This is a genomic window from Paenibacillus sp. VMFN-D1, from assembly GCF_003386155.1.
GTDB lineage: Bacteria > Bacillota > Bacilli > Paenibacillales > Paenibacillaceae > Paenibacillus_AQ > Paenibacillus_AQ favisporus.
The window spans coordinates 2,186,039-2,212,035 of sequence record NZ_QRDU01000001.1 but is presented as its reverse complement, the minus strand read 5'-3'; the positions used below and the strand labels follow the sequence as shown (position 1 = coordinate 2,212,035).

Annotated in this window: 16 protein-coding genes; 13 read left to right on the top strand and 3 right to left on the bottom strand. The window is 54.1% G+C overall.

The genetic code is table 11. The features are described from left to right. Positions 1-35: 35 nt before the first annotated feature. The gene (locus tag C7820_RS10140; RefSeq protein WP_116230848.1) at positions 36-1,640 is read right to left on the bottom strand and encodes a response regulator; all 1,605 of its coding nucleotides are present in this window, start codon (positions 1,638-1,640) and stop codon (positions 36-38) included. Positions 1,641-1,651: 11 nt separating this feature from the next. Continuing rightward, the gene (locus C7820_RS10135; protein WP_116230847.1) at positions 1,652-3,379 is read right to left on the bottom strand and encodes a sensor histidine kinase; all 1,728 of its coding nucleotides are present in this window, start codon (positions 3,377-3,379) and stop codon (positions 1,652-1,654) included. Between the two features lie 232 nt (positions 3,380-3,611). On the opposite strand from C7820_RS10135, the gene C7820_RS10130 reads away from it, so the two are divergent. The 5 genes from C7820_RS10130 (at position 3,612) to C7820_RS10110 (ending at position 8,166) form a co-directional block, all read left to right on the top strand. Beyond that, positions 3,612-4,577, top strand: a complete 966-nt coding sequence (locus C7820_RS10130; RefSeq protein WP_116230846.1) for an ABC transporter permease — start codon at positions 3,612-3,614, stop codon at positions 4,575-4,577. A 25-nt stretch (positions 4,578-4,602) separates the two neighbouring features. Then, positions 4,603-5,511 carry a carbohydrate ABC transporter permease gene (locus C7820_RS10125; RefSeq protein ID WP_116231709.1) on the top strand — a complete coding sequence of 303 codons (909 nt, stop codon included), beginning with the start codon at positions 4,603-4,605 and terminating at the stop codon, positions 5,509-5,511. 40 nt (positions 5,512-5,551) lie between these two features. Next, positions 5,552-7,156 carry an extracellular solute-binding protein gene (locus C7820_RS10120; RefSeq protein WP_116230845.1) on the top strand — a complete coding sequence of 535 codons (1,605 nt, stop codon included), beginning with the start codon at positions 5,552-5,554 and terminating at the stop codon, positions 7,154-7,156. Between the two features lie 53 nt (positions 7,157-7,209). Then, complete coding sequence (locus C7820_RS10115) at positions 7,210-7,938, top strand: ThuA domain-containing protein (protein ID WP_116231708.1); 729 nt, start codon at positions 7,210-7,212, stop codon at positions 7,936-7,938. Positions 7,939-8,052: 114 nt separating this feature from the next. Continuing rightward, entirely contained in the window at positions 8,053-8,166 is a 114-nt protein-coding gene (locus C7820_RS10110; protein WP_084203718.1) for a sporulation protein YjcZ, read from the top strand. A 211-nt stretch (positions 8,167-8,377) separates the two neighbouring features. On the opposite strand, the gene C7820_RS10105 is transcribed toward C7820_RS10110, so the two are convergent. Further along, complete coding sequence (locus tag C7820_RS10105; protein ID WP_116230844.1) at positions 8,378-9,265, bottom strand: helix-turn-helix domain-containing protein; 888 nt, start codon at positions 9,263-9,265, stop codon at positions 8,378-8,380. A gap of 136 nt (positions 9,266-9,401) precedes the next feature. Here C7820_RS10105 and C7820_RS10100 point away from each other — a divergent pair, with 136 nt between their 5' ends. The 8 genes from C7820_RS10100 to C7820_RS10065 all read left to right on the top strand — a co-directional run bounded on the left by C7820_RS10100 (position 9,402) and on the right by C7820_RS10065 (position 25,996). After that, the gene (locus C7820_RS10100) at positions 9,402-10,277 is read left to right on the top strand and encodes a sugar phosphate isomerase/epimerase family protein (RefSeq protein WP_116231707.1); all 876 of its coding nucleotides are present in this window, start codon (positions 9,402-9,404) and stop codon (positions 10,275-10,277) included. Positions 10,278-10,289: 12 nt separating this feature from the next. Further along, the gene (locus tag C7820_RS10095; RefSeq protein WP_116230843.1) at positions 10,290-11,348 is read left to right on the top strand and encodes a Gfo/Idh/MocA family protein; all 1,059 of its coding nucleotides are present in this window, start codon (positions 10,290-10,292) and stop codon (positions 11,346-11,348) included. Positions 11,349-11,627: 279 nt separating this feature from the next. After that, positions 11,628-17,858, top strand: a complete 6,231-nt coding sequence (locus tag C7820_RS10090; RefSeq protein WP_116230842.1) for an S-layer homology domain-containing protein — start codon at positions 11,628-11,630, stop codon at positions 17,856-17,858. Positions 17,859-18,131: 273 nt separating this feature from the next. Then, on the top strand, positions 18,132-19,853 hold the full coding sequence (locus C7820_RS10085; RefSeq protein WP_116230841.1) for a TerB N-terminal domain-containing protein: 1,722 nt from the start codon (positions 18,132-18,134) through the stop codon (positions 19,851-19,853). Positions 19,854-19,858: 5 nt separating this feature from the next. Then, entirely contained in the window at positions 19,859-21,178 is a 1,320-nt protein-coding gene (locus tag C7820_RS10080) for an ATP-binding protein (protein ID WP_116230840.1), read from the top strand. Continuing rightward, the gene (locus C7820_RS10075) at positions 21,175-23,376 is read left to right on the top strand and encodes a DEAD/DEAH box helicase (RefSeq protein WP_116230839.1); all 2,202 of its coding nucleotides are present in this window, start codon (positions 21,175-21,177) and stop codon (positions 23,374-23,376) included. Before C7820_RS10080 ends, C7820_RS10075 begins: the two co-directional genes overlap by 4 nt. Before the next feature lie 24 nt (positions 23,377-23,400). Beyond that, positions 23,401-24,786, top strand: a complete 1,386-nt coding sequence (locus C7820_RS10070; protein ID WP_258875191.1) for a hypothetical protein — start codon at positions 23,401-23,403, stop codon at positions 24,784-24,786. A gap of 193 nt (positions 24,787-24,979) precedes the next feature. Then, complete coding sequence (locus C7820_RS10065; protein ID WP_116230838.1) at positions 24,980-25,996, top strand: NAD-dependent epimerase/dehydratase family protein; 1,017 nt, start codon at positions 24,980-24,982, stop codon at positions 25,994-25,996. The last annotated feature ends 1 nt before the right edge of the window (position 25,997 follow it).

Sequence of the window (25,997 nt, the reverse complement as noted above, 5' to 3'; positions counted from 1 at the left end):
GGAAACAGCCGTGTCCATGCTGTTGATAAGACCGCCTACCCAAGGCGGTCTTTTTGCTGCTTGTGCCTAAATTCATAAGGAGTCAAGCCGCATTCCTGCTTGAACAGCCTGGAAAAGTACGAATCGTTGGCGTAGCCAACCTTTCCGGCGATCATATGAACAGGCATTTGTGATGTGGCGAGCCAATGCTTTGCCATCTGAATTCGGGTCTCGATAATGTAGTTGCCTAACGGCACGCCCGTTTCCTTTTTAAACAAACGCGCCAAATAATCCGGATTGAGATAGACGGTTTCGGCAAGGCTGTTCCGCGTCAGATCGTCCCCGATATGCTTGCTGATATACAGCTTGATTTCCTCCACGACCGAGTTGGGCTTTTCCGCAAACGTCCGGTACGCCAGAGCCGTATCTACCAGATAGGCGATATACTGCTCCATATCTTCAATCGATTGGAGCGACTGCTGAAACAATTGATCGTTGGCACTCCCGGAATACAGCTTATGGGCCTGGATTTCCCGCTGCTTCAGAAAAGAGTAAATCATCTGCATCAAATCAAGCCGGAACTGCCGCAATGCGGATACATTCAGCGCCTGCCGCCCGGTCAATTCATGCAGATACCGGCTTATCTCCGCACCAAATGCGGAAGCGTCACCATCGCTCAGCAATCTTTCCAGCAGCTCCAGGTCGGGCGGGACATAAGCCGCTTCGTCCACCGGCCGTTGATCGATACGGAAGACTTGATTACGGATGTTGATCACTTCTTCATTGAGATGAATCAGCTGCCGGATCATAGGATGCACCGCCGCCAAGCTCTCAGTAAGTCCCAAATGACAGTATACGTCGCACTTCAGGAACCGGTTGGCTTTGGGGATGAGGGAGGCGCATGTGTCTTCAATGTGACCGGTAGAAGGCTCAGCGCTCCATTGTAAAATGACAATCCAGTGGTTCTCCGTGTATTCCAGCACCGTTTCGACCTTGTACAAGGGACTCCGCAGCAGTTCGTTGAGCACGTTGAGCAGGGCGTAATCAAACAGGTCCTTGTCGTTTTTGCCAAGACTCCCGTCATGAGGAAACACCTTGATGATCAGGGGCGTAAACCGGTCGGACAGCTGATAAGGCAAATGCTGTTCCTCCATAACACGCTGAATGGCCCGGGGTTCCGAGGGAAAGCTTTTGCCCGTGATCAGCTTGCGCCAGAACAGCTCCAGCAGGCGGTTCTGGTTTTTTTTCCACAGCAGCCCCTCGCGGGCCGCCTCCTCAATCGACCGTTCCTCGCTCGCTTTGTTGGCCGCCTTGCGGATAATCAGGGCTAATTTGTCAAACTCGATCGGTTTGAGGAAATAGTCGAAGCTCTGCAATTCGATCGCTTTCTGGGCGTAGTTGAAGTCCGCGTAATTCGTCAGGAATATCGCCTGCACCCGGTAGCGCTCTTCCCGAATCCAGGCCAGCAGCTCCAGGCCGCTGCCTTGCGGCATTTCAATATCGCATATGAGAATGTCTACGGCGTGCTGCTGCAAAATTTCCTTCGCCTGGGAAACGTTATAAGCCGTGTAAATTTGCTCAATGGATAGTGCTTGCCAGTCGATTTTGCTTTCGAGTGCCGTTACGACAAAATAATCGTCATCCACCAGTAACACGTTCATGCGATTCCTCCTTAATCAATGGCTTCCGGCGGGGATACGGGGATGGTCATGGTTACTTCCGCTCCGCCTCCCTCGCGGTTAGAAAAGGAGACGTCTGCTTGACCCTTGTAGAGCAGTGAAAGGCGCTGTATCGTGTTCATTATACCGATCCGGTTGCCGTTTTCCGCGTTCAGCGGCCCACCATGCATGAGCTGTTCTAAAATGTCCGGAGGAAAGCCCGGTCCCGAATCCGAGATCGTGATTTTGGCCAGATCATCCGGCATTTTCCTGCTGACCGATAACGTAATGTTCGCCTCGGTGACGCGTGATACGGCATATTTTACGGCATTTTCGATGAAGGTCTGCAGCACGAGCGGGGGAATGCGGATATCTCCGGTTCCTGCATCTTGGGAAATATGATAGGCGAAGGCGTTCCTGTACCGGTGACGCTGGATGTCGAGATAAATGCGGACATGCTCAATTTCATCCTGCAGCCGCACGAAGTTGTGCCCGTTCTGAAAGATGTAGCGAAAGTATTGGGTCGTCGACATGGCCATCCGCTCGATTTCGCCATACATTTGCATTTGGGCCATGCTGTACATGCTCGTCAGACAGTTGAGAAAAAAGTGCGGGTTGATCTGCAGCTTCATGTAATCCAGCTGGATCCGCTGCTTTTCCAGCTCCTGCTCATACATATCGATCTTGAACCTGCGGATTTGCCCGATCAGATGCTTAAACTGCTGGCTGGCCTGCTCCAGTTCGATGATCTTGCTGTTTTTAAAATCCAATGCGGCACTCTCCTCGTTCCACCGGGTGAGCGTATCCGAGAAGCTTTGGATCGGCCGCAGCACCCGTTTGTTGAAATAGAGCATGACGATGCAGAGGACGATCGCGATCATCAGCGCCAGCAAAATGATGACCAGCTGGGCGATCATAATTTTTTCGAACGTGCCGTATCTGGCGATCATTTGAACGCTGAATGAGGCGTCGGAGAACCGGCTGGTCACGGCGGCCCGGGAGTGGGCTAGGCCGAAGGGAGAAGGCTTGGCGGTATCCAGCGCCTGGGTCTCGTCCACGCGGATCGGTGTGGAAATATTGATCCCCTGTTCATCAACAAGAGAGACGGTGCCGTTCTTCCCCATGTCGATGCGCTGCAGCGGACGGATCAGTTCGTCTGCAGAGATGAGGCAGATCAAATAACGGTCATGATAAGGGACGATATTGACAATATAATATTTATTCCGGACAAGGACCGGCGTCCAGCGGGAATAAAACTTGTCGTATACATTTTTGTCCTCGGCGTAAGAAATGATCTGCCGCTTCAGTTCCAAATAATCGGGATACCCGATGCTTAAGGGAGCGCAGTTCAGGAAAAAATCTTTGTTCTTCAGATAGATGAAAAATTGATAGGCCTGGCCGTAATTTTTCTGCAGTTCGGTAAATCGCTGATGAAGCTGGGTGTTGGACTTTAGAAATTCAGCCGAACCTGAAGCGTTCTCATCCATCGTCTCGATGATTTGGTCATTGGCCAGCGACCAGCCCATGTAGTGATTGATGTAGGCGAAATCATGGTTGATCCGGTTGATGTACAGATCTGCTGTGTCCCGCAGGCTTCGGCCGGACTGCTGCTTGACGATGGAGATCGAAGCATAGCTGATCATAAAATCGAGGACCAGTGCCGTAAATAAAATGACAATCAGCATGTTGACATAATGTTTGACCGGGTAGGGTTTGCCGGTACGGTGGATGATTAGCCGCATGAAAATTCTGTTCTGACGCCTCCTCTTATGAATGCGCTTTATTTTTCATTATATATAACCCCGGCCCGTAACAAAATGCGAAAAACTGCGCATCCTCTCCAAAAGTCCGGAAAGTGACATCCTTACGTCCGGATCGGACGGTTGGCGCGGCTGCGCGGACAGACTTTTCCGTAACCGGGAGTCCGAATAACAGCGGCAAGAGGTCCGATTAAGCTCCCCAAGTCCATTTATAATGAGTCTTGTTCCGAAAGAAAGCAGAGAGGGGGGACCTGCATTGAAATCAGAGTCATCCGGCTTCCGGAGAACCTGGGGAAGAATCGAACGGAATTGGGGGCTGTACGTGCTGCTGCTGCCGGCGGTGATCCTGCTGCTGCTGTTCTCCTACAAGCCGATGTACGGCGTCCTCATTGCGTTTAAGGATTACAGTCCGGCGCTGGGCATTATGGGAAGTCCCTGGGCAGGGATGAAGTATTTCGAGAAATTTTTTCATTCCTACCAATTTAACGTCACGATCAAAAATACGCTGATCATCAGCCTGTACAGCATCGTGACCTTCCCGATCCCGATCGTGTTGGCCTTGATGGTCAATCAGATGCGGGCGAACCGGTTTAAACGGTTTTTTCAAACTGTGACGTACATGCCTCATTTTATCTCTACCGTCGTCATGGTCGGCCTGATGCTGATCCTGCTGTCTCCAGGGAGCGGCCTGATCGGCAGCATTTACCGGCTGTTCGGTGCGGAGGCACCCAATATCATGGGATCGGCCGGGATGTTCAGCAGCGTGTATGTCTGGTCAGATGTGTGGCAGCACGCGGGATGGGACAGCATTATTTACATTGCGGCGCTGTCAGCCGTAGATCCGAGCCTCTATGAAGCGGCAACCGTAGACGGGGCCAGCCGCTGGCAAAAAATCCGTTACATCGATATTCCGATGCTGATCCCGACGGCCGTCACGCTGTTTATTTTGCGGATGGGCGGGCTGCTTGGCGTCGGCTTTGAGAAGGTGTATCTGATGCAGAACAACTTGAACATCTCATCGAGCGAAGTCATTTCCACCTACGTGTACAAAATCGGTCTGCTCAGCAGCCAGTACAGCTTCTCATCGGCCATCAACCTGTTTAATACGCTGATCAACTTTGTGCTGCTGATCCTGGTAAACCAGATTTCCAAAAAGCTCAGCAGCAACAGTCTGTGGTAAGGGAGGGAATAACACCGTGGAAGCCATGCAGGCGGCAAGCACCGCCACCGGAAGGGCCGGCGGCCGGTCATCCGACCGCGTTCTGGAAGTATTGCTCTACATCGTCGCGGTGCTGCTGCTGATCGTCCTCATCTATCCGCTGTATTTTATCGTCATCGCCTCCTTCAGCGACCCCTCGGCGGTGGGCAACGGCCAGGTATGGCTGTTTCCGCGAGGCTTTACGCTTGACGGCTACAAAGAGCTGCTGAAGCATGAGAACATTTGGATCGGATACCGCAATACGATTCTCTACACGGTCGTCGGCACAGCGATCGGTCTGATCGTGAACGTATCGGCCGCTTACGCATTGTCCCGTAAAGACCTGGTCGGCCGTAAGGCGATTTCCCTGTTTTTTATTTTCACGATGTTTTTTAGCGGCGGCTTGATTCCGACCTTCCTGACCATTCGGGATTTTCACATGTACAATACCTTCCTGGTAATGGTGCTGCCATTTTCGGTCGTCGTTTACGACATCATCGTAGCGCGGACCTTTTTCCAGACCAGCATTCCGGGGGATCTGTGGGAGGCGGCCCAGATCGACGGGTGCGGCAACTTGCGCTATTATGTCCTGGTCGTGCTGCCACTGTCTAAGGCGGTCATCTCCGTGCTCGCTTTGTGGATCGCCGTCGGCTACTGGAACTCTTATTTTAATGCTTTGATTTATTTGAAAAATCCCAATTTGTATCCGCTGCAGTTAATTTTGAGAAACATCCTGATCACGAATCAAATGCAGTCGAGCCTCGGCAGCGGGGAAGCGGCCAATATCGCGCTGCGGCTGGCGAACATGATGCGGTATTCGGTCATTATCGTATCGACCCTCCCGATTATGTGTCTGTACCCGTTCGTCCAAAAGTACTTCAACCAAGGGGTAATGATCGGAGCGGTCAAGGAATAAACGGCAAGGCCATTTAATAAATATTAGGGGGATTTCTGGAATGGGCAAAAAAAGAGCCGGTAAACTGTTGGTTACCTTGGGGCTGGTGTCCACGCTGCTGGTCGGTGTGACAGCGTGCAGCGGCGGCGACTCCGGCGGCAAAACGGCCGAAAGCAGCGACAGCTTCAATCAAACAGGCCTTCCGATCGTGAAGGAGCCGATTACGCTGAACGTGCTGACCGTCCGGTGGGGAAATATGGGCGACACATTCACGAAGAACACCTGGCTGCAAAATTTGGAAAAAGAAACGAATATCAAGATCAACTGGCAGGTCATGTCTTCCAACGATTGGGGCGAGCAGAAATCGATTATGCTGGCCAGCGGCACGCTGCCGGATATCGTCTTCGGGGACATCGCTTTCTCCGACTCGGATATCGTCAATAATCTCAGCCTCTTCCAGCCGCTGGACGATTATATTGACAAGTACATGCCGAACTTGAAAGCGGCCATGGAGGAGTCGCCGGAGCTGAAGAAGATCAGCACTTTCCCGGACGGAAAAATGTACTCCCTGCCCGCAAGGCTGCCGTCCCGTCCGGTGACGCAAAATCAGCCGGTCATCAACAAAGCTTGGCTGGACCGTCTTGGGCTTCAGGTTCCCGAGACGATTGATGAGCTGCATCAAGTGCTGAAGGCTTTTAAAGAAAACGATCCGAACGGAAACGGTAAAAAGGACGAAATTCCGTACAGCGGATCCGGCGACATCAGCATGGACCTGCTCAATCCATTCGGCATTACGGACCTGAATGGTACCGGCATGATGATCAAAGACGGCAAACCGGTGTATTATCCGACATCCGAAGAATACAAGGAAGCGATCAAGTGGGCGCATCAGCTGTTCTCGGAAGGACTGATCGACCAGGAGCTGTTTACCCAGGACAACACCATGCTGACGGCCAAGCAGCAAAATCCGGACGTATCGCTGGTCGGCTTCACCCATCAGTGGACGCCGGATGCGGTGTTCGGCAAATGGAAGGATGAATATGTCACCATTCCGACGATATCCGGACCGGACGGTAAGCGTTATCAAGTAGGCGATCCGAATGGGCTCAGCTACCGGCGTAACGAGCTGCTGATCACCACGACATGCAAATATCCGGAAGCGGCAGCGCGCTGGGCGGACCAGTTCTATACGAACGAAGCCAGCATCCAAAACTTCTGGGGCGCCATCGACACCGTCATTAAGAAAAACGACGACGGCACCTATGCTCTGATGAACCCGCCGGCAGGGACCAGTGCGGATGCGTGGTATTGGGAGTCCTCCGTCCGTGATTTTGGCCCGAAATACGTGAGCCCGAGCTTTGAGAAAAATATTATCCTCGACCCGAGCAACGGGGACGGCCTCAAGCTGACCATCGACAAGCTGGGCAAGGATTACGTTACGATCCCGTTCCCGAATGTCATGTATACCGCTGAGGAATTTCAGGAGCTGCCAACGCTCACGACCGATATCGATACTTATGTGCGGACGACCCGCGCACAGTGGATTACAAAAGGAGGTATCGACGAGCAGTGGGACGCTTACATTAAAAAGCTGAATGAGATGGGTCTGGAACGGCTGGTGACGATCCGGACGGATGCCTATGAGCGTTACAACAGCGTAAAATAGCGCGCCGGACGATTCCAGCCCGTCAGTATCGGCTTTTCGAAGGAGTGCTGAACATTATGAAAGTTACGGTCTGGAATGAGTTTCGTCATGAGCAGCGGCATGCCGCCGTCCGCGAGATTTATCCGGATGGCATCCATGGCACGATCGCCGGATTTCTGGAGAAGGCCGGATTGACGGTTGCAACGGCGACGCTGGATGAACCGGAGCACGGATTGACCGATGAGGTGCTTGCGCAGACGGATGTGCTTGTCTGGTGGGGTCACCTTGCCCATCATGAAGTCCAGGATTCGGTCGTGGACAAAGTGTACCGCCGGGTCATGGACGGGATGGGGCTCATCGTGCTACACTCCGGCCATGCCTCCAAAATATTCGGCCGGCTGCTCGGAACGCCGACCGGGCAGCTGAAATGGCGCGAGGCGGACGACAAGGAAAGGATCTGGGTCATTAACCCGGCTCATCCCATTGCCGCCGGACTCGGCGAGTATATCGAACTCCCGAAAGAGGAGATGTACGGGGAGCACTTTAACATCCCCGCGCCCGATGACCTGGTGTTCGTGTCCTGGTTTGAGGGTGGGGAAGTATTCCGCAGCGGAGCCGTGTTCTATCGTGGCCGGGGCAAAATTTTCTACTTCCGCCCGGGTCATGAAACCTATCCGACTTATCATAACGAGGAAATTCAGCGGGTGATCACAAACGCCGTGCAATGGGCTGCTCCCAGCGGTGCGGCGGCTCCGGTCTACGGCAACCGGGCGCCGCTGGAGCCTATCCAGGTTAAGGGATAAACCGCCCTGCATTACAACAGCACATATTGGCGGAAACCTTCCTCTTAGCCCGCTCCTCTCCCAGGATCGAATCATAGAATGTGATGTATTCCGATACGAAGGAGGGACTCGCACATGAGTGAAGTAGCTGGTGCTGGATACGGCGGCGGAATGTGGGGGAACAGCGTAGCTGCCATTCTCGTTCTGTTTATTCTCCTGGTCATTATCACCAAGGCATTTATCTATTAATCTCTCAAAGGGCTTAGCTAATCAGCTAGGCCCTTTGCATTTGTACGGCAGCTGAAATGGAAGCCCGAAGAAAAGTTGGGTATGAATACAAGGGAGTCTGTGTGAACAACCTTGCCCTTATGTTTACATAATCTTCATTACGTAAATCTGTAACTGGATCGCACCTGCTTTTTTTGGACCAAATGAGTTTCGGCACCGGGGCCAATCCTATTCAGCTTTTTCTTTCCCTGGTTGGTGTCGTCCCCATGTACTTTTTATAGAGCTTCGTAAAATAATTCGGATTATCAAGCCCTACACGCGAAGCGATTTCCGTCACGGACTCGTTGGTTTCGGTAAGAAGCCGCCGGGCTTCCTTTACTCTGCAAATGTTAACGTATTCAACAAAAGTGCGGCCCGTCAGCCGTTTGAACAGCTTGCAGAAATAGTACGGATTCAGGCTGACCTGCCGGGCCGCCTGCTCAACGGTCATTTTATCCGAAAAGTTCGTTTCGATATGCCGGATCAGCTGCTTAAACCTCTCCCGATTGGGAAAATAAGCGTTATGTGCCTCTGCTTCGAGCAAGCTCGGATTATTCTCCCTGGCCAACAGCGTCAAGAAGAGATGCAGTCTGGATTTCACGGTCAGCTGGTAAGCCGGAGGCTTGGAGTTGAGTTCCCGGATGATCTCCTCCAAGTGCGCCAAATAACCGGGATGCCCTTCTTCAAAAGAGCTAATTTTTACAGGGAACCGAAGCCGGCCTTCCAGATAGGGGGCGACGTATTGAATATGTATAGGATCATGCAGCCAGTCATTAAACAGGGAAGCATTGACGACAATGCAGTCATAATGGACGTCGCCTTCGGCGAGGGAGTAGCCTACGTGAAGGCTCCCGCCGGGAATGATGAGGACATCCCCTTCAGCTGCAGCATACGGGCGGCTGTCGATATGGAACACGGCGCTTCCGCGCTTCATGACAAGCAGCTCAAAATGCTCGTGCCAGTGCAGGTACAGAATACAGTGGCCGGCGCGGGCGGCAAGGCAGCGGTTTTGAAAAAGCTGGAACGGATAAGCGGTATTCTCCAGCGCGGTATCTTCCCATAGGTCCCTGGGATAGGTCATTTCCACACCCCCTCAAAATCAGACTAGTATTCCACAAGATCGGTTAGAGAAAACGGCGGTTCTCCCCGCTATAATGGTGATGTTACGAATACTATATGTCAATATAGGAGTGATCACAATATTGGATACCAATATCATGCGTATCGGAACGCTGGTCGGCGGCGCTGACGCGGTCCGGGTGATCCCGCAGATCGTCAAGCACGGCTTTGAATCGTTTAATCTGACTTTTTGGCAAACCTCGGGGGGCACCGATCTGAAGGAGCTTGCTGCGCGAGTGAAAGAGCTGGCGGATGAACATGATTTTGTCATTTCGGCCATCAGTGTGTTTGGAAATCCTTTGACAGGGGAAGGTAACAATGCGGATACGCTGGCGACATGGGAGCGGCTGATCGATCATGCCCATTTGTTCGGCACTGAAATTGTATCCGGTTTCACGGGCCGTTTGACAGGACGTCCCATTGACGAATCCATCCCGAAATTTGCAGAGGTATTTGGAGAGCTGGCGCGGCGCGCGGCAGGTCAAGGCGTCAAACTGGCGTTTGAGAACTGCGACATGGATGGCACCTGGAAGACCGGGGACTGGAATATCGCCCATGGTCCGGCTGCGTGGGAAATGATGTTCAATGCCGTGCCGGCGGACAATCTCGGACTGGAATGGGAGCCGTGCCATCAAATGGTCAGCCTGATCGATCCGATCCCGCAGCTTCGCAAATGGGCCCCGAAAGTGTTCCATGTTCATGGAAAAGACGCCACGATCGCATGGGATGTCGTCAGAGAGCACGGCGTTCACGGCAATCAGCCGTTCGTCTGGCACCGGACGCCGGGATTCGGCGACAGCAACTGGGCGGACATCATCACCATTTTGCGGCAGAACGGATATCAGGGAACGATCGACATCGAAGGCTGGCATGACCCGGTTTACAGGGGCGAACTGGAGATGACCGGCCAGGTTCACGCATTGAATTATTTAAAACGGTGCCGGGGCGGGGATTTTATCCCGAATCCGGTGTAGGAGGACAAGCGGATGACTGCGAAGTACAAAGTCGTCGTCGCAGGCTGCGGCGGCATGGCGAATACCTGGGTCGATTACGCGGCCGGGCGGGAAGACACCGAGATCGTCGGATTGGTGGATATTAAAAAGGAAGCGGCGCTGGCGATGGCTGAGCGCAAGTCGCTGAACTGCCCGGTATTTATAGATGTCAAGGAAGCGATTCAGGCCACGGGAGCCAATCTCGTTTTTGACGTGACCATTCCTTCAAGCCATCATGGCGTGAGTGCGACGGCTCTGGAGCTGGGCTGCGACGTATTTGCAGAGAAGCCGCTGGCTGAAACGATGGAGGACTGTCTCGACATTGTCCGGAGATCGGCGCTGACCGGGCGTACGCATGCCGTAATGCAGAACCGGCGTTACGACCCGCGCATCCGGGCCTTCCGCAAGCTGATTGCCGAGGGAACGATCGGACGGACGGGGTTTATCGGAGCAGACTTCTTTATCGGCGCCCATTTCGGCGGCTTCCGCGAAGCGATGGCCAGTCCGCTTCTCCTGGACATGGCAATCCATACGTTTGATCAGGCCCGCCTCATTACGGGAGCCAATCCGGTCTCCGTATACTGCCACGAATTTAATCCTCCGGGGTCCTGGTATGAGGGGAATGCCATGGCGATCTGCATCTTTGAGATGTCCGACGGCACGGTGTTCAACTACCGTGGCTCCTGGTGCGCTGAGGGGATGCCGACATCCTGGGAAGCATCCTGGCGCGTCACCGGAGAAAAGGGGACGGCCGTTTGGGACGGGCACGGCGAACCTTATGCCGAAGTCGTAGCCGCAGGGGATCAGGACGGCAAGTTTATCCGCGAATATACGCGCGTACCCGGCGTGCTTGATTCCATGCACAACACCTTTCATCACGGCTGCCTGGACGAAATGTTCGCGGCGCTTGAAGCGGGGCGCAAGCCGGAAACGGACTGCAGCGACAACATCTACAGCATGGCCATGGTGCTGGCTGCGCTGGAAAGCGCCAAGACGGGCAGCAAAGTGCTAATCAGGGAAGTGATGGAGGCGGGCCCTGCGGTGCAGGCATAACCCGTTGAATCCAACTTATCAAGGCGGATGAATGTTTATCATTCATTTCGTTTACTGTTGCATGACATAACAAGGACTGCAGGCTTTTACTGTAGTCCTTTTTTGCTGCGTCAGTGGGGAGTGAGCCTCGCCTTTACCGCTTTACTTTGCTGAAAATTTAATGAGGTTAACGATCCATTTACATTCCAATGACATGGAGCAAATAAAAACTCACTACACTGAAATGTGCAGACATCAGGATGCAGACAACATTTCAAGAGTGAAGGAGAGATTTACCCATTGAAAAGGACAAGTAAGCTGCAGCGCAGTGTGTCCGCCGTGATGCTTGGCAGTATGCTGATCACCGCAGCGGCACCCGTCAGCTACGCAGACGGCCTGAGCGATCAAACGGCGCCTGTCGTTACAGCGGAGCCGGTGAATGATCCCGGCGCCCCCGCAGCAGACAACAGTACGAACACGGAGACTCCGCAGGAGGGTCAGGAAACGCAAAATACGCTGCAGATCGATCATCAGGCACCTGCTGAAGTTTCGGCCGATCAGGATTTCTCGGTGAGTGCCGTCATAACAGGAACAGCCGCGGCTGCTTGGTCAGGCGTCGTGAAGTATGCGGTGGACGGGAACACCGAAGCATCGGTACCGTTGGTACGGGTCGAAGGCAAGCAGGATACATACAATGCAATCATTCCGGCAGAAGCGCTAAAGGGTACAATTCTGAATTATTCGATAACGCTGCTGGACGAGCAGTCCAAGGTGCTGCAGACAATCGCTTATAGCGCGCCAATTAAGGGCAGCGAAACCGAACCAGGCACCGGGCAGGATACGGTGGCGAACGTTTCCGCAGCCGGGCTGCCGCTGCTGATTACCGAGATGGTTCCGGATACAGCCAACGTGGCTGGTGTTTCAGCAGATGCTTACGAATATGTCGAAGTTTATAACAACACGGATCAGAACATCAATTTTAAGGACTATTCTTTCTTTTACAATAATAAAGACAACTGGACGCCGGTCAGCGGCGGGGATATGATCATTCCCGCGCACAGCCCGGCAGTTTTCTGGATTATGAACGACAGCAACAAAGCCGAGACACAGGAAGCGTTTAACGAAAATTACGGGACGAGCCTGGTGGAGGGGCAGAACCTGTTCCGGATCAACGGCGGCGGTGGCATGGCCAATGGCAGTGCCAGAACGCTGTCCATTAAGGACAGCACGGGTAGTATCATCGTGACGGCATCTTATGAGGCCCAGCACGTCAAGATGAATCAGGGGATCCTGTTTCAGCATCCGGCCGAAGGCAGCGTGCAAATGGCGGTGATGCCTGCTTCCGGACAAGTCCCGGCGACACCGGGAACGGTTGACTCCGCACAGCTCGTTCCGGTCGAGGTGCCGGAAGGAAGCGAGACGGTCATCACCCATACGCCGCCAACGTCCGTCGAAGTGAAGGACCTCGAGATTCAGGCGCATGTGGAGAATCCGGGCAAGAACAGCGACGGCACTCCGGCTCCTGTGCAGCTGCTCTACAAAACGCCTGGTCAAACGAGATATACGGTGATCCCGATGGCAGACGCTCAAGGAACGGGCGACTATAAGGCGACCATTCCGGCCTCGGCGCTGGTTGAGCCCCAAATCGATTACCGCATCGCAGCCAGCCAAACGGAGAAAGCATACTCCGTCAAGGTGAACCTGCCCGAGTTTGATCCGGATAAGGCACCTTCGCTGCTGGTCACGGAGCTTGTCCCGAATACTACAAACGTGTCCGGTACGTCGACCGACGCATATGAAGCGATTGAAGTATACAACAATACGGACCAGCCGGTATCTTTTAAAAACTATAAGCTGTATTACCGCTACCCGGATAAAGGGGCGGCCGGTGATGTCGTATGGCCATCGACGAAGGAGGACTTTGTCATCCCATCCAAGGGGACGGTCGTTTTCTGGATCAAAAACAGCGCAAACCAGTCATACACGGCGGAACAATTCAACGATTTCTACAAAACGAATCTGGTAGAAAACCAAAATCTGTTTATGATTCAGAGCGACGGGATGTCCAATTCCGGGCGCCGCGCGATTGTCATTAAAACAAATACAGGCAAGGAAATTTCGGCGGCTTATTATGACGCGGATACCTTGTACGAGAACGGCACCAAGGGCGACGAAACCAAGGAAAATATGGGGCTGCATTATGCTTACCCACAGAACGGCAGCACGACGATGATCAAGGCAAGCACCGGGACTCAAGCGGCATCCCCGGGGACAATTGCAGCTTCTCAAGTTCCAAGCGAGCCGGTCCATCAGGAAGAGGACAGCAATCCTCCGACGATCGTGGATGTAACGAAGATTAAGGAAATCGAACAGTCGAAGAGCCTCGAGCTGATCGCCGATGCGCAGGACGACAAGGAAGTCCGGTCCGTTCAGGTATACGTGCGCTCCGACAAGCAGAGCGATTTTACATTGCATAATCTGTCCGAGGACTTCAACGATACGATGTACCATTATAAGCTGTCCTCTGCCGAATTGATCGGCCGAAAATACATTGAATATTATTTTGCTGCGTCGGACGGCGTAAACGAAACGAAAACCGACCCGGTCAAAATAGTCGTTACAGGCGGACCGGATTCTTCTCCACTTCGGTTGAACGTGAAGGACCAACAGATCATTAAGGGGACAAGCACTATTAAAGGCACGGCCGAATCCCTAGGATCGGACAAACTGCAGCTGAGCATTGACGATAAACTGGTTGCGGATGGCAGCACGTTCACCCAGCTTGAGCATGACGCTTACTTTGTTTTCGATGCGGTCAATGTCGACTATTACTTCAAAAATGCAGTGACGATGGGACCGGCAGAGCTCGAAGACAAATCGATTCTGTATACGTTCCTGGATCCGATCACAACGTATACGACGCTTTCGTTCCCTATCAGCGCCGATCGTCTTCAGGCGGGTAACGACAATGTCATCTATGTGCGCGCCGGTTCCAAAACGGGCCCGTTTGACGACCGTCCGGAAGAGAACAAGGACGATTTTGAGATCAAGAACGTAAGGCTTGTGCTGGCGGACGGAACCGAAATCTGGGATCCGGCCTATGCCGTTAAAGATCAAGTGATCAAAATGGGCGATTCCGCCGGGAAAAACGAGTCTGTCGGGTTCAAGTTCAACCTGACTGCCGACCAGCTGAAGTCCAAGGCTTACGCCTGGAACACCCTCGAAGCGACAGATGGCCCGCACGAAATCAAAGTGACGGACGGAACGGACGAATATAAGTCTACCGTCATCGTCGACAATACGCCTCCGGAGATCAAGCCGTCGATCGAAAACGGCAAGGAATACCGCGGCGAGTTTACGCTGGATGCCGAAATTGAGGACGCTTATGCGGGTGTGGACAAGGTTGATGTGAAGCTGGACGATCAGAGCATTAAGCTTCCGTATCAAACTTCGTCCGGATCGCTGAAAGGCGGAGAACATTCGCTGACCATTCATGCGGTGGACAAAGCGGGGAATGAAACCACACGGACCGTAAAATTCAAAGTGCCGGACGAGAATCCGCTGGCTCCGGAGCTGATCAGCCCGCAGCAAGGACAGACAAACGTGGGAAGCAGTGCCAATTTGACCGTCAAGGTGCAGGACCCGAGCAAGGACCCGATGAATGTGCTCTTTTACAAGGGGTATAAATACGACGGAAGCCGGACGGAGGACTTTACAGGGTACTTGAACGCTTCGGTGACCGAGCCTCCGAAGGAAATGGCTCCTGCCGGCGAAACGCAAATGAATCCGGGAGATTACGCCAAAATCAATGCGGAAGACGGCAAATATTTGGTGAACGAGTCGGTAGACAAGTTCCCTTACCAGCGGTTCGAAGTGAAGCTTGACCCATCCGTGAAAGCGTCGGACCGCGTGGATATCCACTGGAAAGGGAAGTCGCTCGAAGGCCGCAAGGTCAGCTTGTATGCCTGGAGCCCAGCGCAAAGCATATGGATCCAGCTTGATCATGTGATCGCCGGAACCGAAGACTTTGAGCTGAACGCAACCGTGAAGGCGGGAGATTATGCGTCCGGCCGAGCGATCGACGTCATGGTGCAAGACGAAATCGCCCCGGCGGGTGAGGGTGCGGCCGCAGGCACCAAGCCTTCGCCGGAGCAGGAAGATCCTTACGACTTCTCGTTCGTCTGGATGTCCGACACTCAGTACTATTCGCAGAGCTATCCAAAAATTTATCAGGATATCGTCAACTGGATCGCTGCCCAGAAGGAAAAAATGAATATTCAATACGTCATTCACACGGGCGACGTCGTCGACAAATCCTATGAGGAGTATCAGTGGGTCGAAGCCGACAAGGACATGAAGGTGCTGGAGAATGCCGGCATTCCTTACGGGGTACTGGCCGGTAACCACGACGTGGGCCATCAGGATAACGATTATACGAAGTTCAAAGAGTATTTCGGAGAGGAACGCTTTAAGAACAACTCGACGTTTGCCGGCTCCTATGACAACAACCGCGGTCATTACGACCTGGTATCTTCGAACGGAAACGACTTTATCATCGTCTACATGGGTTGGGGTCTCGGAGACGACGAAATCGAATGGATGAACGAAGTGGTGTCCAAGTATCCGGAACGCAAAGCGATCCTGTGCCTGCATGAGTACATGCTCGTATCGAATAACCGCGCACCGATTGCGGACCAAATTTTCGAAAAAGTGGTGAAACCGAACAAGAATGTCATCGCTGCGCTGTCCGGGCATTATCACGACGCGGAGCTGAAGGTGGATGAGCTTGATGACAACGGCGACGGCGTGCCGGACCGTAACGTCTATCAGATGCTCGCGGATTACCAGGGAGCGCCTGAGGGCGGGCTGGGTTACATCCGTCTCATGCAGTTTGATATGAAAAACAACAAGCTCCACATCAAAACGTATTCGCCATATTTGAACGATTATAACTACTATGATCCGCAGGAAAATCCGGGCAAGGACGAGTTTGACCTGGACCTGGATCTCCAGCCGAAAACCAAGCGGGTTGCGACGGATTACATCAGCGTCAAAGTGTACACCGATAGCGAAATCGGAAGCAGCCGTGATGTAGCCAGCGGGTCCCAGGCATCTGTCTTATGGAACGGGCTGCCTGCGGACAGCTACCAGCAATGGTATGTAAAAGCGGAAGACGCGCACAGCGGCAGCACACTCTCCGATATTTGGGGCTTCTATACCGGGAAAAACAATTCCGGCAACCCTGGCGGCGGTAACGGAGGAAGCAACGGAGGCGGCAGTGGAGGCAACAATGGCGGCGGAACAACGCCGTCACAACCGGGTAACGGAAACGCCACTTCCCCTGAAAAACCTTCTAATCCGGGAACAGGCGGGAATAAGGGAACCGTGATACTAAAGCCGGGTACGAACGGAAGCTATCAGGTCGATGCAAAGGCATTAGACCAGGCCATGACCGAAAGCACGAACGGCAAAATCGTCATCACGCTCGACGGAGAGAGCGGTCAAGGACAACACGCGGCTTCCTTGTCCCTGCCTGCAGCCAGCGTGGCCAAAGCCAAACAAAACGGTCTGTCGCTGATCGTTGCCGGACCGGACATGACGGTTACGGTGCCTGCGGCATCGTGGCCGGGCTCGCTGACCGGTGCACAGCAGCTGGTACTGCGTATGGATGCGACGATGAACAGTACAGCCAGCCAGGCTGTACGAGATGCCATCGGCTCCCAATCCGACTATAGTCTTGCCGGACCGGTGTACACACTTAAGCTTGTCACGGTCAGTGGTCAGGCGGAATCCGAGATCCAGAATCTGAGCGGCCCCGTTACGGTTGAGGGTAAGCTCACCACGGAGCAGCTGCAAAAATTGGATACCGATTACGCTGGGGTTTATGAGCTGGGCAGCGGCCAGCCTAAATATCTCGGCGGGCATTTCAGCAGCGGTATGGTCAGCTTTACGGCAGATCACCTTGCTCCGTTCGCTGTGCTGGAGTATCATAAACAATTTGCAGATGTGAACGGCTCCTGGGCGGACGAATACATCGGCAAGCTGGCAGCCAAACATCTGGTCAACGGAATCGACGAGAACCGATTCGGGCCTAAGCTGAACGTCAGCCGTGCGGATTTCCTCACACTGGCGATGCGAATGATGGGCACAACTTCGCAAAGTTCGGGAAATTCGGCCTTTACGGATGTTCCGGCGGACAGCTATTACGCCGGCGCGGTGGCTGAGGCCGCAAAACTCGGACTCATCCAAGGAAGCGGCGGCAAATTCAGACCTCAGGATCCGATCAGCCGCGAGGAAGCTGCGTCCATTGTGGTGAAGCTGGCCAAAGCGGTGAACTGGAGCGGCGAATCGGCTGCATTCAGCAGCTTTGCCGACATGCAGAACGTATCCGGATGGGCGAAGCAGGCTGTTACGGAAGCCGGTCAGCTCGGTCTGATGAACGGCAAAGGCGGCGGCAAGTTCGATCCGCAGGGCCAAGTCACCCGCGCAGAAACAGCGAAAATGATGTACACGCTCATCGCGCAAAAATAGCATGAATAAAAAGAGGGGGAAAGCGGCGGTTAAGCTTTCCTGCCTGCCGCAAGCCGGCGCCAGAAATTTTGGCGCCGGCTTGTGTGCGTTTCGATTCCGGCCTTGAAACCGGCGAACGTGCGTTCTATAATCAACACATACAATGAAATTGAAATTCCATAAAGTTTCGGGGCTGCCATGATATAATATTTTTAATTCATGATGTTAGTCTTGCGAATCTAGATAGACTGGTTCGGATTTAGTTTGGAAATCACCGGTTAGGGATGGATATACGTGAACAATAACGAAAGAGGACCCATTGAATTTACGGAAATCGACCTGGGCGGAGATGCCGGTGAAGGCATGCGCATTCCCGCCAGGGACCCCGCGGCCGTCACTACGTCGAAATCCATAACGTTTAGTATGGAGAGCCGGGAGCAGGCCTTTGCTGAGGAAGCGCTTGGAAGAGCGGATGAAGCTGGCGAGCCGGCCCCATTTGTTCCTTTTATGAGCTATTGGGCGACTTATCAGCAGATGACCGAGGCTCAGCGGAAATGGTATTTTTACTGGAGGAGCGAAGTGCGGCAGGGTCGTTATCATCGTACGGATCTGTCCTATATCTTCATATACGTTTATGAACTGATTCATCAAGTCGGCTGGACCGATCCCAGAGAAGGATACAGGCTGCTGGATGAGATTTGGACGGCTTACCGGGACAAGTTCCCCAGGCTGGATCATTATTTAAAGGAATGGACCGCCGACTTTGTGCTTATTCACGAGCTTGATATTCCGTTGATTCACGTTACGCAAAGGGCGGGCAGCTTGCTGTCCCATGAGCTGATGGATTTGGAGCTCGTGCGATTGTTTCAAGACAAACCGCTGCAGATTCCGATGGAATTGCTGCTTATTTTAAGCGATTACGATGTCCAGGACAGCAGGTTTTATGTGGAAGCGGGCCAAGAGGATTTAGATTATCATATTCCGCGGATCGTATCGCTGGCTGCCGGTTATTTGCGCGAAAAGGAAAGCGATCAATGGAAGGCATTGTTTGCACCGGATATTCCGCCAAAAACAACTGAACGGTATTTGTTCCACAGAGCGGTGTACGATGCCCGTTTGTATGGGCGTTTACTTCCGGTGACCACTATTCCGATCCGCAACCATGCTCCGCTGCGGAGCTGGGTGACGCAAATTATCCGGTACACGGAAAACAAGCTGCGGGAACACCGCGGATTTAAGGGACGTCTGAGAGGCGTAGAAATCGCCCCCTCGATCGAGCGGCTTGTGAAGCTTTATCTAAAGCGGGAGCTGACCGCTCGGCAGGAGGACAGACCGGCCATTGTGATCGATTCGGACAGGCTCGCTTCACTGCAAAAGGACACCGAATATGTTCGGAGCATGCTCACCGTCGAAGAACCGGGCACGACAGAGGAAAAAGACCAGGAAACGGTTGCCTCTGCAAATAAGTCGAGCGCCGTCCATTCGGATACGATTGGTGAAGGTTCGATCAGCGATCTGGCCGTTGCTCTTCATTCTGAAGACTCGAGGGAACCTGCAAGCGTTCCGGAGACGGAAACCAGGTTGGAGTTGGGATCTGGCCAAGTATTGGATACAGATGTAAGCTCCGATCAGGAACCTGCCCCCGTACCGGAGACGGATTACAGTCCGGAACTCCTGGCAGACGATGATCATGCAGCAAGTACAGATTCGAGGCCCTCAGAATCCGTCGAAGCGACGAATGCCGGCTCGGCAGCTTGGGACACCTCAGGGCTGGATGAGGAATGGGTCCGCTTTGCGGAGATGCTGGCACCATACCAGCTGGAGGCGCTGCGTGTTTTGACAGGATCCATTCCGAATGCAGACTTAAACCAAGTGGCTGACCGTCACGGGACGATGCCCGGTTTGATCATCGATGAGATTAATGACTTGGCCATGGAGACGATTGGCGACCTGGTCATTGACGGGGACCGAATCGCCCAGGAATATATGGATTGCTTTGAGAACTTGAAAGGATGAAACGAATGAATGAAGTGAAGATACCCAAAAGGCTGACCACGGCGCTCGTGAATTCATTGACGGCGGGTGTCGTGCCCCGCGTAGGGCTGGAGCATGTCGCCGTGGGACGCCGGGCCGAAGTGGATGCCATTTTAAGGGATATGGACAACATCGCCGAAGGAGGAGCAGGCTTCAAATTTATTACCGGCCGTTACGGCAGCGGAAAAAGCTTTCTGCTCCAGACCTTCCGCAATTATGCCATGGACCGCGACTTTGTCGTGGCGGATGCCGATTTGTCTCCGGAACGGCGGCTGGTTGGGACGAAAGGCCAGGGATTGGCCACGTACCGCGAGCTGATGACCCATTTGTCTACCCGCACGCGGCCGGACGGGGGAGCTTTGGAAGCCATCCTCCAGAAGTGGATTGCCGGCCTGCAGCAGTCCGCGATGCAGGAGAAGGGACTCCGTCCGAATGACGCTGGACTCCATGAAGAGGTGGAGCAGCGGATTTTCACGGTGACTTCGCAGATGCAGAGCCTGGTGCACGGGTTTGATTTCGCCAAGGTACTGTCCGTCTACTGGAACGGTTATAAGCTGGGGGACGACGACCGTAAGCAGGCGGCACTGCGCTGGCTTCGCGGTGAAATCCCGACGAAGACGGAAGCGCGGCGCGAGCTTGAGGTGGGCGTGATCATCGATGACGACAACTGGTACGATTACATGAAGCTGTGGGCGGAGTTTACGGCAAAAATCGGATATAAAGGACTGCTGCTGTTCATCGACGAAGCGGTCAATTTGTACAAAATTACGAACAGCGTTTCCCGGCAGAGCAACTATGAGAAGCTGCTGACGATGTTCAATGATACGATGCAGGGGAAAGCCGAGCATCTCGGCATCTTTATCGGGGGAACGCCCCAGTTTGTGGAAGATGAGCGCAGGGGACTCTTCAGCTACGAAGCGCTGCGCTCCCGCCTGATCGAAGGCCGGTATGCGGGAAGCGGCTTCACCAACTATTCCGGACCGATCATTAAGCTGGAGATGCTGTCGAGTGAAGAAATTTTCATCCTGCTGGAAAAGCTGACGCGGATTCATGCCATGCATTATGGATATGAGCCTGGTGTAGGCAGCGGCGAAATTATTACGTTTATGGAAAATGCGGCCGGCCGGCTCGGAGCGGATGAGCTGCTGACCCCGCGCGAAGTGATCCGCGATTATATGGATCTGCTTCATACCCTGCATCAGAATCCGGGGATTACCTTTGAGCAGCTGGTCGGGGAGCGCAGCGTGAAGCCGGCGGATGCCGATCCGGACGAAGTCAGCGACTTTTTGGCGGAGTTCGAGCTATGAGCGGTAACCCGTTTTACAAGCTGGCCCCTTTCATTCAGGAGTATATTTACAAAAAAAGGTGGGAGACGCTTCGGCCGGCACAGGTTGAAGCGTTCAACATCTGCTTCGGTACGCGGAACCATCTGCTGATCGCGGCGGGTACGGCTTCCGGCAAGACGGAGGCGGCCTTCTTTCCGGCTATGTCCGAACTGCATGAGCGGCCGGCGAAATCTGTGGGGATTTTGTACATTGGACCGCTCAAGGCACTTATTAACGACCAGTTTGAGCGGATGAAGGACCTGCTGATCGAATCCCGGATTCCGGTATGGCACTGGCACGGCGACGTATCTCAGGCAGAGAAAACGAAGCTGATGCGAAATCCTTCGGGCATTCTGCAAATTACCCCCGAGTCGCTGGAAGGGCTGCTGATGAACCGGCCGAATGCGATCCCGGCGCTATTTCAGGACCTCAGAACCATCATTATTGATGAGGTTCATGCGTTTATGGGCGCAGATCGGGGGATTCAAGTGCTGAGCCAGATCACCCGGTTAGAGCGGATGGCGGGCTGCCGTCCTAGACGAGTGGGCTTGTCCGCCACTTTGAGCGACTACGATTCCGCAACCGCCTGGCTCGGAGCGGGCAGTCCCGAGCAAGTATCCGTGGTCACATCGCCTGGCGGCCGCAAGCTGCGGCTTCGGGTCGACCATTTTTCGTTTCCCGATGCTCGGGACGAGGAGCAGGCGGAGCAGCTGCAAAACGCACGCAAAGCGTACTACGAGTATATTTACGAGACGACGCACCTGAAGAAGGCGCTGATTTTTACGAACAGCCGGTCTGATGCCGAGCTGACGACGCTGGAAATGCGCAGGGTCGCGGCCAGACGCAGCCAGCCGGACGTCTTTTATGTGCATCACGGCAGCATTTCAGCCATGCTGCGGGAGGAAGCCGAAAGCGCGCTGAAGATCGGGCCGGGTCCGGCCGTGGCGGCGGCAACGCTGACGCTGGAGCTGGGCATTGACCTGGGAGAGCTGGAGCGGGTGGTACAGCTCGGCGCGTCGTACAGCGCATCCAGCTTCGTCCAGCGGCTTGGCCGGTCCGGACGCAGGGGCGATTCGGCTTCGGAAATGCTGTTTGTCGTACAGGAGGAAGAGGATGAAGAAGCACCGCTTCCGGCCAGAATGCCCTGGACCCTGCTTCGGGCTATCGCGGTCATTGAACTCTATGTGCGCTATAAATGGGTGGAGCCTCATGATATCCGCCGGATGCCTGTCGGGACGCTGTACCACCAGACAATGAGCATGCTGAAGAGCATAGGGGAAAGTGAACCCGCCGAATTGGCGCGTGCGGTCCTTACGCTTCCTTCGTTTAAACATGTGACACCTGATGAGTTCAAAGTGTTTCTCAGCTACCTGATCCAGACCGACCACATTCAATGGACCGAGGAACAGACCCTCATCATCGGGCTGACGGGGGAGAAGATCGTGAATAACTACCGTTTTTATGCGGTGTTTAAGGATGACGAGGACCACGTCGTGTATAACGGCTCCGAGGAAATCGGCTCCATCACGACGGTACCGCCGCCCGGTTATTGCTTCTCCTTGGCCGGGAAGCTGTGGAAAGTGGTGGAGGTGGACACCAAGCACAAAGCCGTGTATGTCAAGGCAGCCAAAGGCAAGGTGGACACACTGTGGCTGGGGTCGGGCGGCGACATTCATACGAAAGTGATGCGAAAAATGAGAGAAGTGCTTGCCGATTCCGCGATTTATCCGTACTTGTCGCCACAGGCGGTGAATCGTTTGGAACGAGCCCGGCGCCTGGCTAGAGAAAGCGGACTGCTCCGCGATATCGTCATTCCGGCCGGCGGTGATTCGCTCTTTGTGCTGCCGTGGGTCGGCAGCAAGCAGTTCCGCACGCTGGAACGGATGCTGAAGCACCACTTGGCGGATCGCCTCTCCCTGAGATCCATCGTACCGATGGAGCCTTATTATATGGTCGTCGCTGGTCACAGCGATGCCGGGACGCTGATCCAGGAGATCGCGGCCGAATGCTCCCGGTGCGGCGAAGAACAGCTCCTCGCTCCGGAAGAAGCCCCATACCTCGGCAAGTACGATGAATTTGTCGCTCCGGATCTGGTTCGCCGCGCGTTTGTCGTCGATGGGCTGGACCTTAAAGGGCTGAGAGAAGGAATATTGGGAGAGCCAGCGGAGTTTTCTTCCTAATGGATACGAACAGGGGGACATGAAGTGCCAGCTAACCAGGAGAATCATTTTTATCAACGTCTGCAGGCCGCTCATCAAATCCCGATCGGGATCATCGGGCCTCAACGTTTGGTTGAACAGATCCTGCGCGTGATCGAGACGTTTCCTTCTTTTGAAGCCGTTCCCCGGGTGTTTGAGAATGCGGCGGAGGCGTCAAAGCTGGCGGAACAGTTAGCCAGTGAGACGGAGGTGCTGCTCCTGTCCGACCCGTTGTCTCACAGGAAGGTCAAGGAAAACCCACGGGTAACCGTTCCAGCCCATTACGTACCGTTAACCGATGCGGGCCTCTATAAGGCGCTGTTTGCGGCGCATCAGCGCGGCCAGCTTGACCGGGGAATCTCGGTGGATACACTCACCGAAACAATGGTTCGCAGAGCTTGCAGGGATTTAGGGATGACGGATGAACGGTGGAACGTGTATGACGGTCCGGTATATGCTTCGCCGGATAAGCTGATTGCATTCCATCAAGCCGGATTTGAGTCCGGCGGATGCTCCGTCGTTTTTACAGGACAGCAGGCAGTGGCTCAGCGCTTGGAGGAAAAGGGCATCCCTTCCGAGTGGCTGCTTCCCTCCGATCAAGACATCGTCGTCGCGCTCGAGCGGGCGCTTCTGTCAACGGAGACCCGGCGCAGCAAAGAATCCCAAATCGTCGTCGGGATGATCAACGTCGACCATTTCGAACGCGTAGCCATGCAGCGGAGCAATGAGCATGAGGTCCAGAAGCTGAAGCTGGACATCCACCGTATGGTGCTCGACTATGTGGAATCGCTGGACGGATTTCTGGCCCACCAGGGCGGGGACGAATACCTTTTCTTTACGACGCGGGGCATCTTCGAACGCGAAAGCGGCGGATACAAGACGATTCCGCTGGCCAAGGATGTCAATACGACGCACGGCATTTCGCTGAGCATCGGGATCGGCTTCGGCCGTTCGGCCAGTCTGGCCGGCACCCATGCCAGAACCGCGATGCGGAAGGCGAAGGAGGCAGGAGGGAATGCCTGTTTTATCGTCAGGGAGGACGAGACGCTGATCGGACCGCTCGAGATGGCCGATCCGGTCCGGGAGGTGCTGTCTTTCACCGATGCGGAGCTGATGAAGCATGCGGTGGATGCCGGCATGACCAGTGCTTATTTGAGCCGGCTGCTTCATAACCGGGCCAAGTACGGCCAAACCGATTATAAGGTCCATGAGCTGGCGTCACTGCTCGGCATTACGGTACGAAGCGCGCATCGGTTGCTGCTGCAGTGGATCGACCATGGGCTGGTGGCAATTGCCGGCATGGAGAAGGTGCCGCGCGGGCGGCCGCGGCAAATATTCAGGTTTACCTGTTTGGACAGGACTTCGTCTGAAGCAGGAAACGTGCCTGAATGAATTTCTTAAGGCTATAGGCTTTAGTGATACCAGCAGCTAAATATTCAGAACCTTAGCGGTACAGGCAATGAACCTGTATCGCTTTTTTTGCTCCAAAATCCCGCTAATTTAAAGACAATTAAAAGATTTGTCTTTATATAGGCCGAGTCTTTATGATGAAGTGGAAAACGATTGAATGGGAGGAAGAACAAGGATGAAAAGTGTAGCTGAATTGGAAGCACGGCTGGCCCAGCCGTCGGAAGCGCTCATTGCCGACCTCATGTCCGTCGACGGGGATATTCTCGTGCTGGGCGTTGGTGGCAAAATGGGTCCGAGTTTGGCCAGACTGGCCGCGAATGCGATACGCATGGGGGGCATGAACAAGAAGGTCATCGGGGTATCGCGCTTCTCGAATGAAGAGACCCGCAAGGAACTGGAGGATGCCGGGGTGACTACGCTTTCGTGCGATTTGCTGAATGATCAGGATCTCCAGCAGCTGCCCGACGTGCCAAACGTCATTTTCATGGCCGGACATAAATTCGGAACGACGGGAAGGGAGTATTTTACATGGGCGATGAACAGCTATTTGCCCGGCAGGGTCGCCGAGAAATACCGCGATTCCAGGATCGTTGTGTTTTCTTCCGGCAACGTGTATCCCTTCACCCCGGTCGCCAGCGGCGGAGCCAGTGAGCATACTCCACCGGAACCGGTTGGAGAGTATGCGCAGTCCTGCCTCGGCAGGGAGCGGATCTTCGAGTATTTCTCGCATCAGTACGGTACACCGATGGCGATTTACCGGCTGAACTATGCGATCGACATGCGGTACGGCGTGCTGTTGGAGCTGGCGAAGTCCGTCAACGAAGGAAGGCCGGTCGATGTGACGATGGGCTACGCCAATGTCATTTGGCAGGGGGATGCGAACGAAATGGCGCTGCGCTGCCTGACCCAATGCGCCAACCCGCCGCAGATCATCAATGTGACGGGACCGGAAACGATGTCGATCCGCTGGGCGGCGGAAGAGCTGGCGCGCCGTTTAGGCAAAGAAGTGGTGTTTACGGGGACGGAAGCGGATACTGCGCTGCTCAGCAACGCGTCGAAGTCCCATCAGCTGTTCGGCTATCCGCGGGTATCCCTCCTGCAAATGATCGACTGGATCGCGGACTGGGTTCGGCAGGGAGGGGCAACATGGAGCAAACCTACGCATTTTCAGGAAAGAAAGGGGAAGTTCTGAT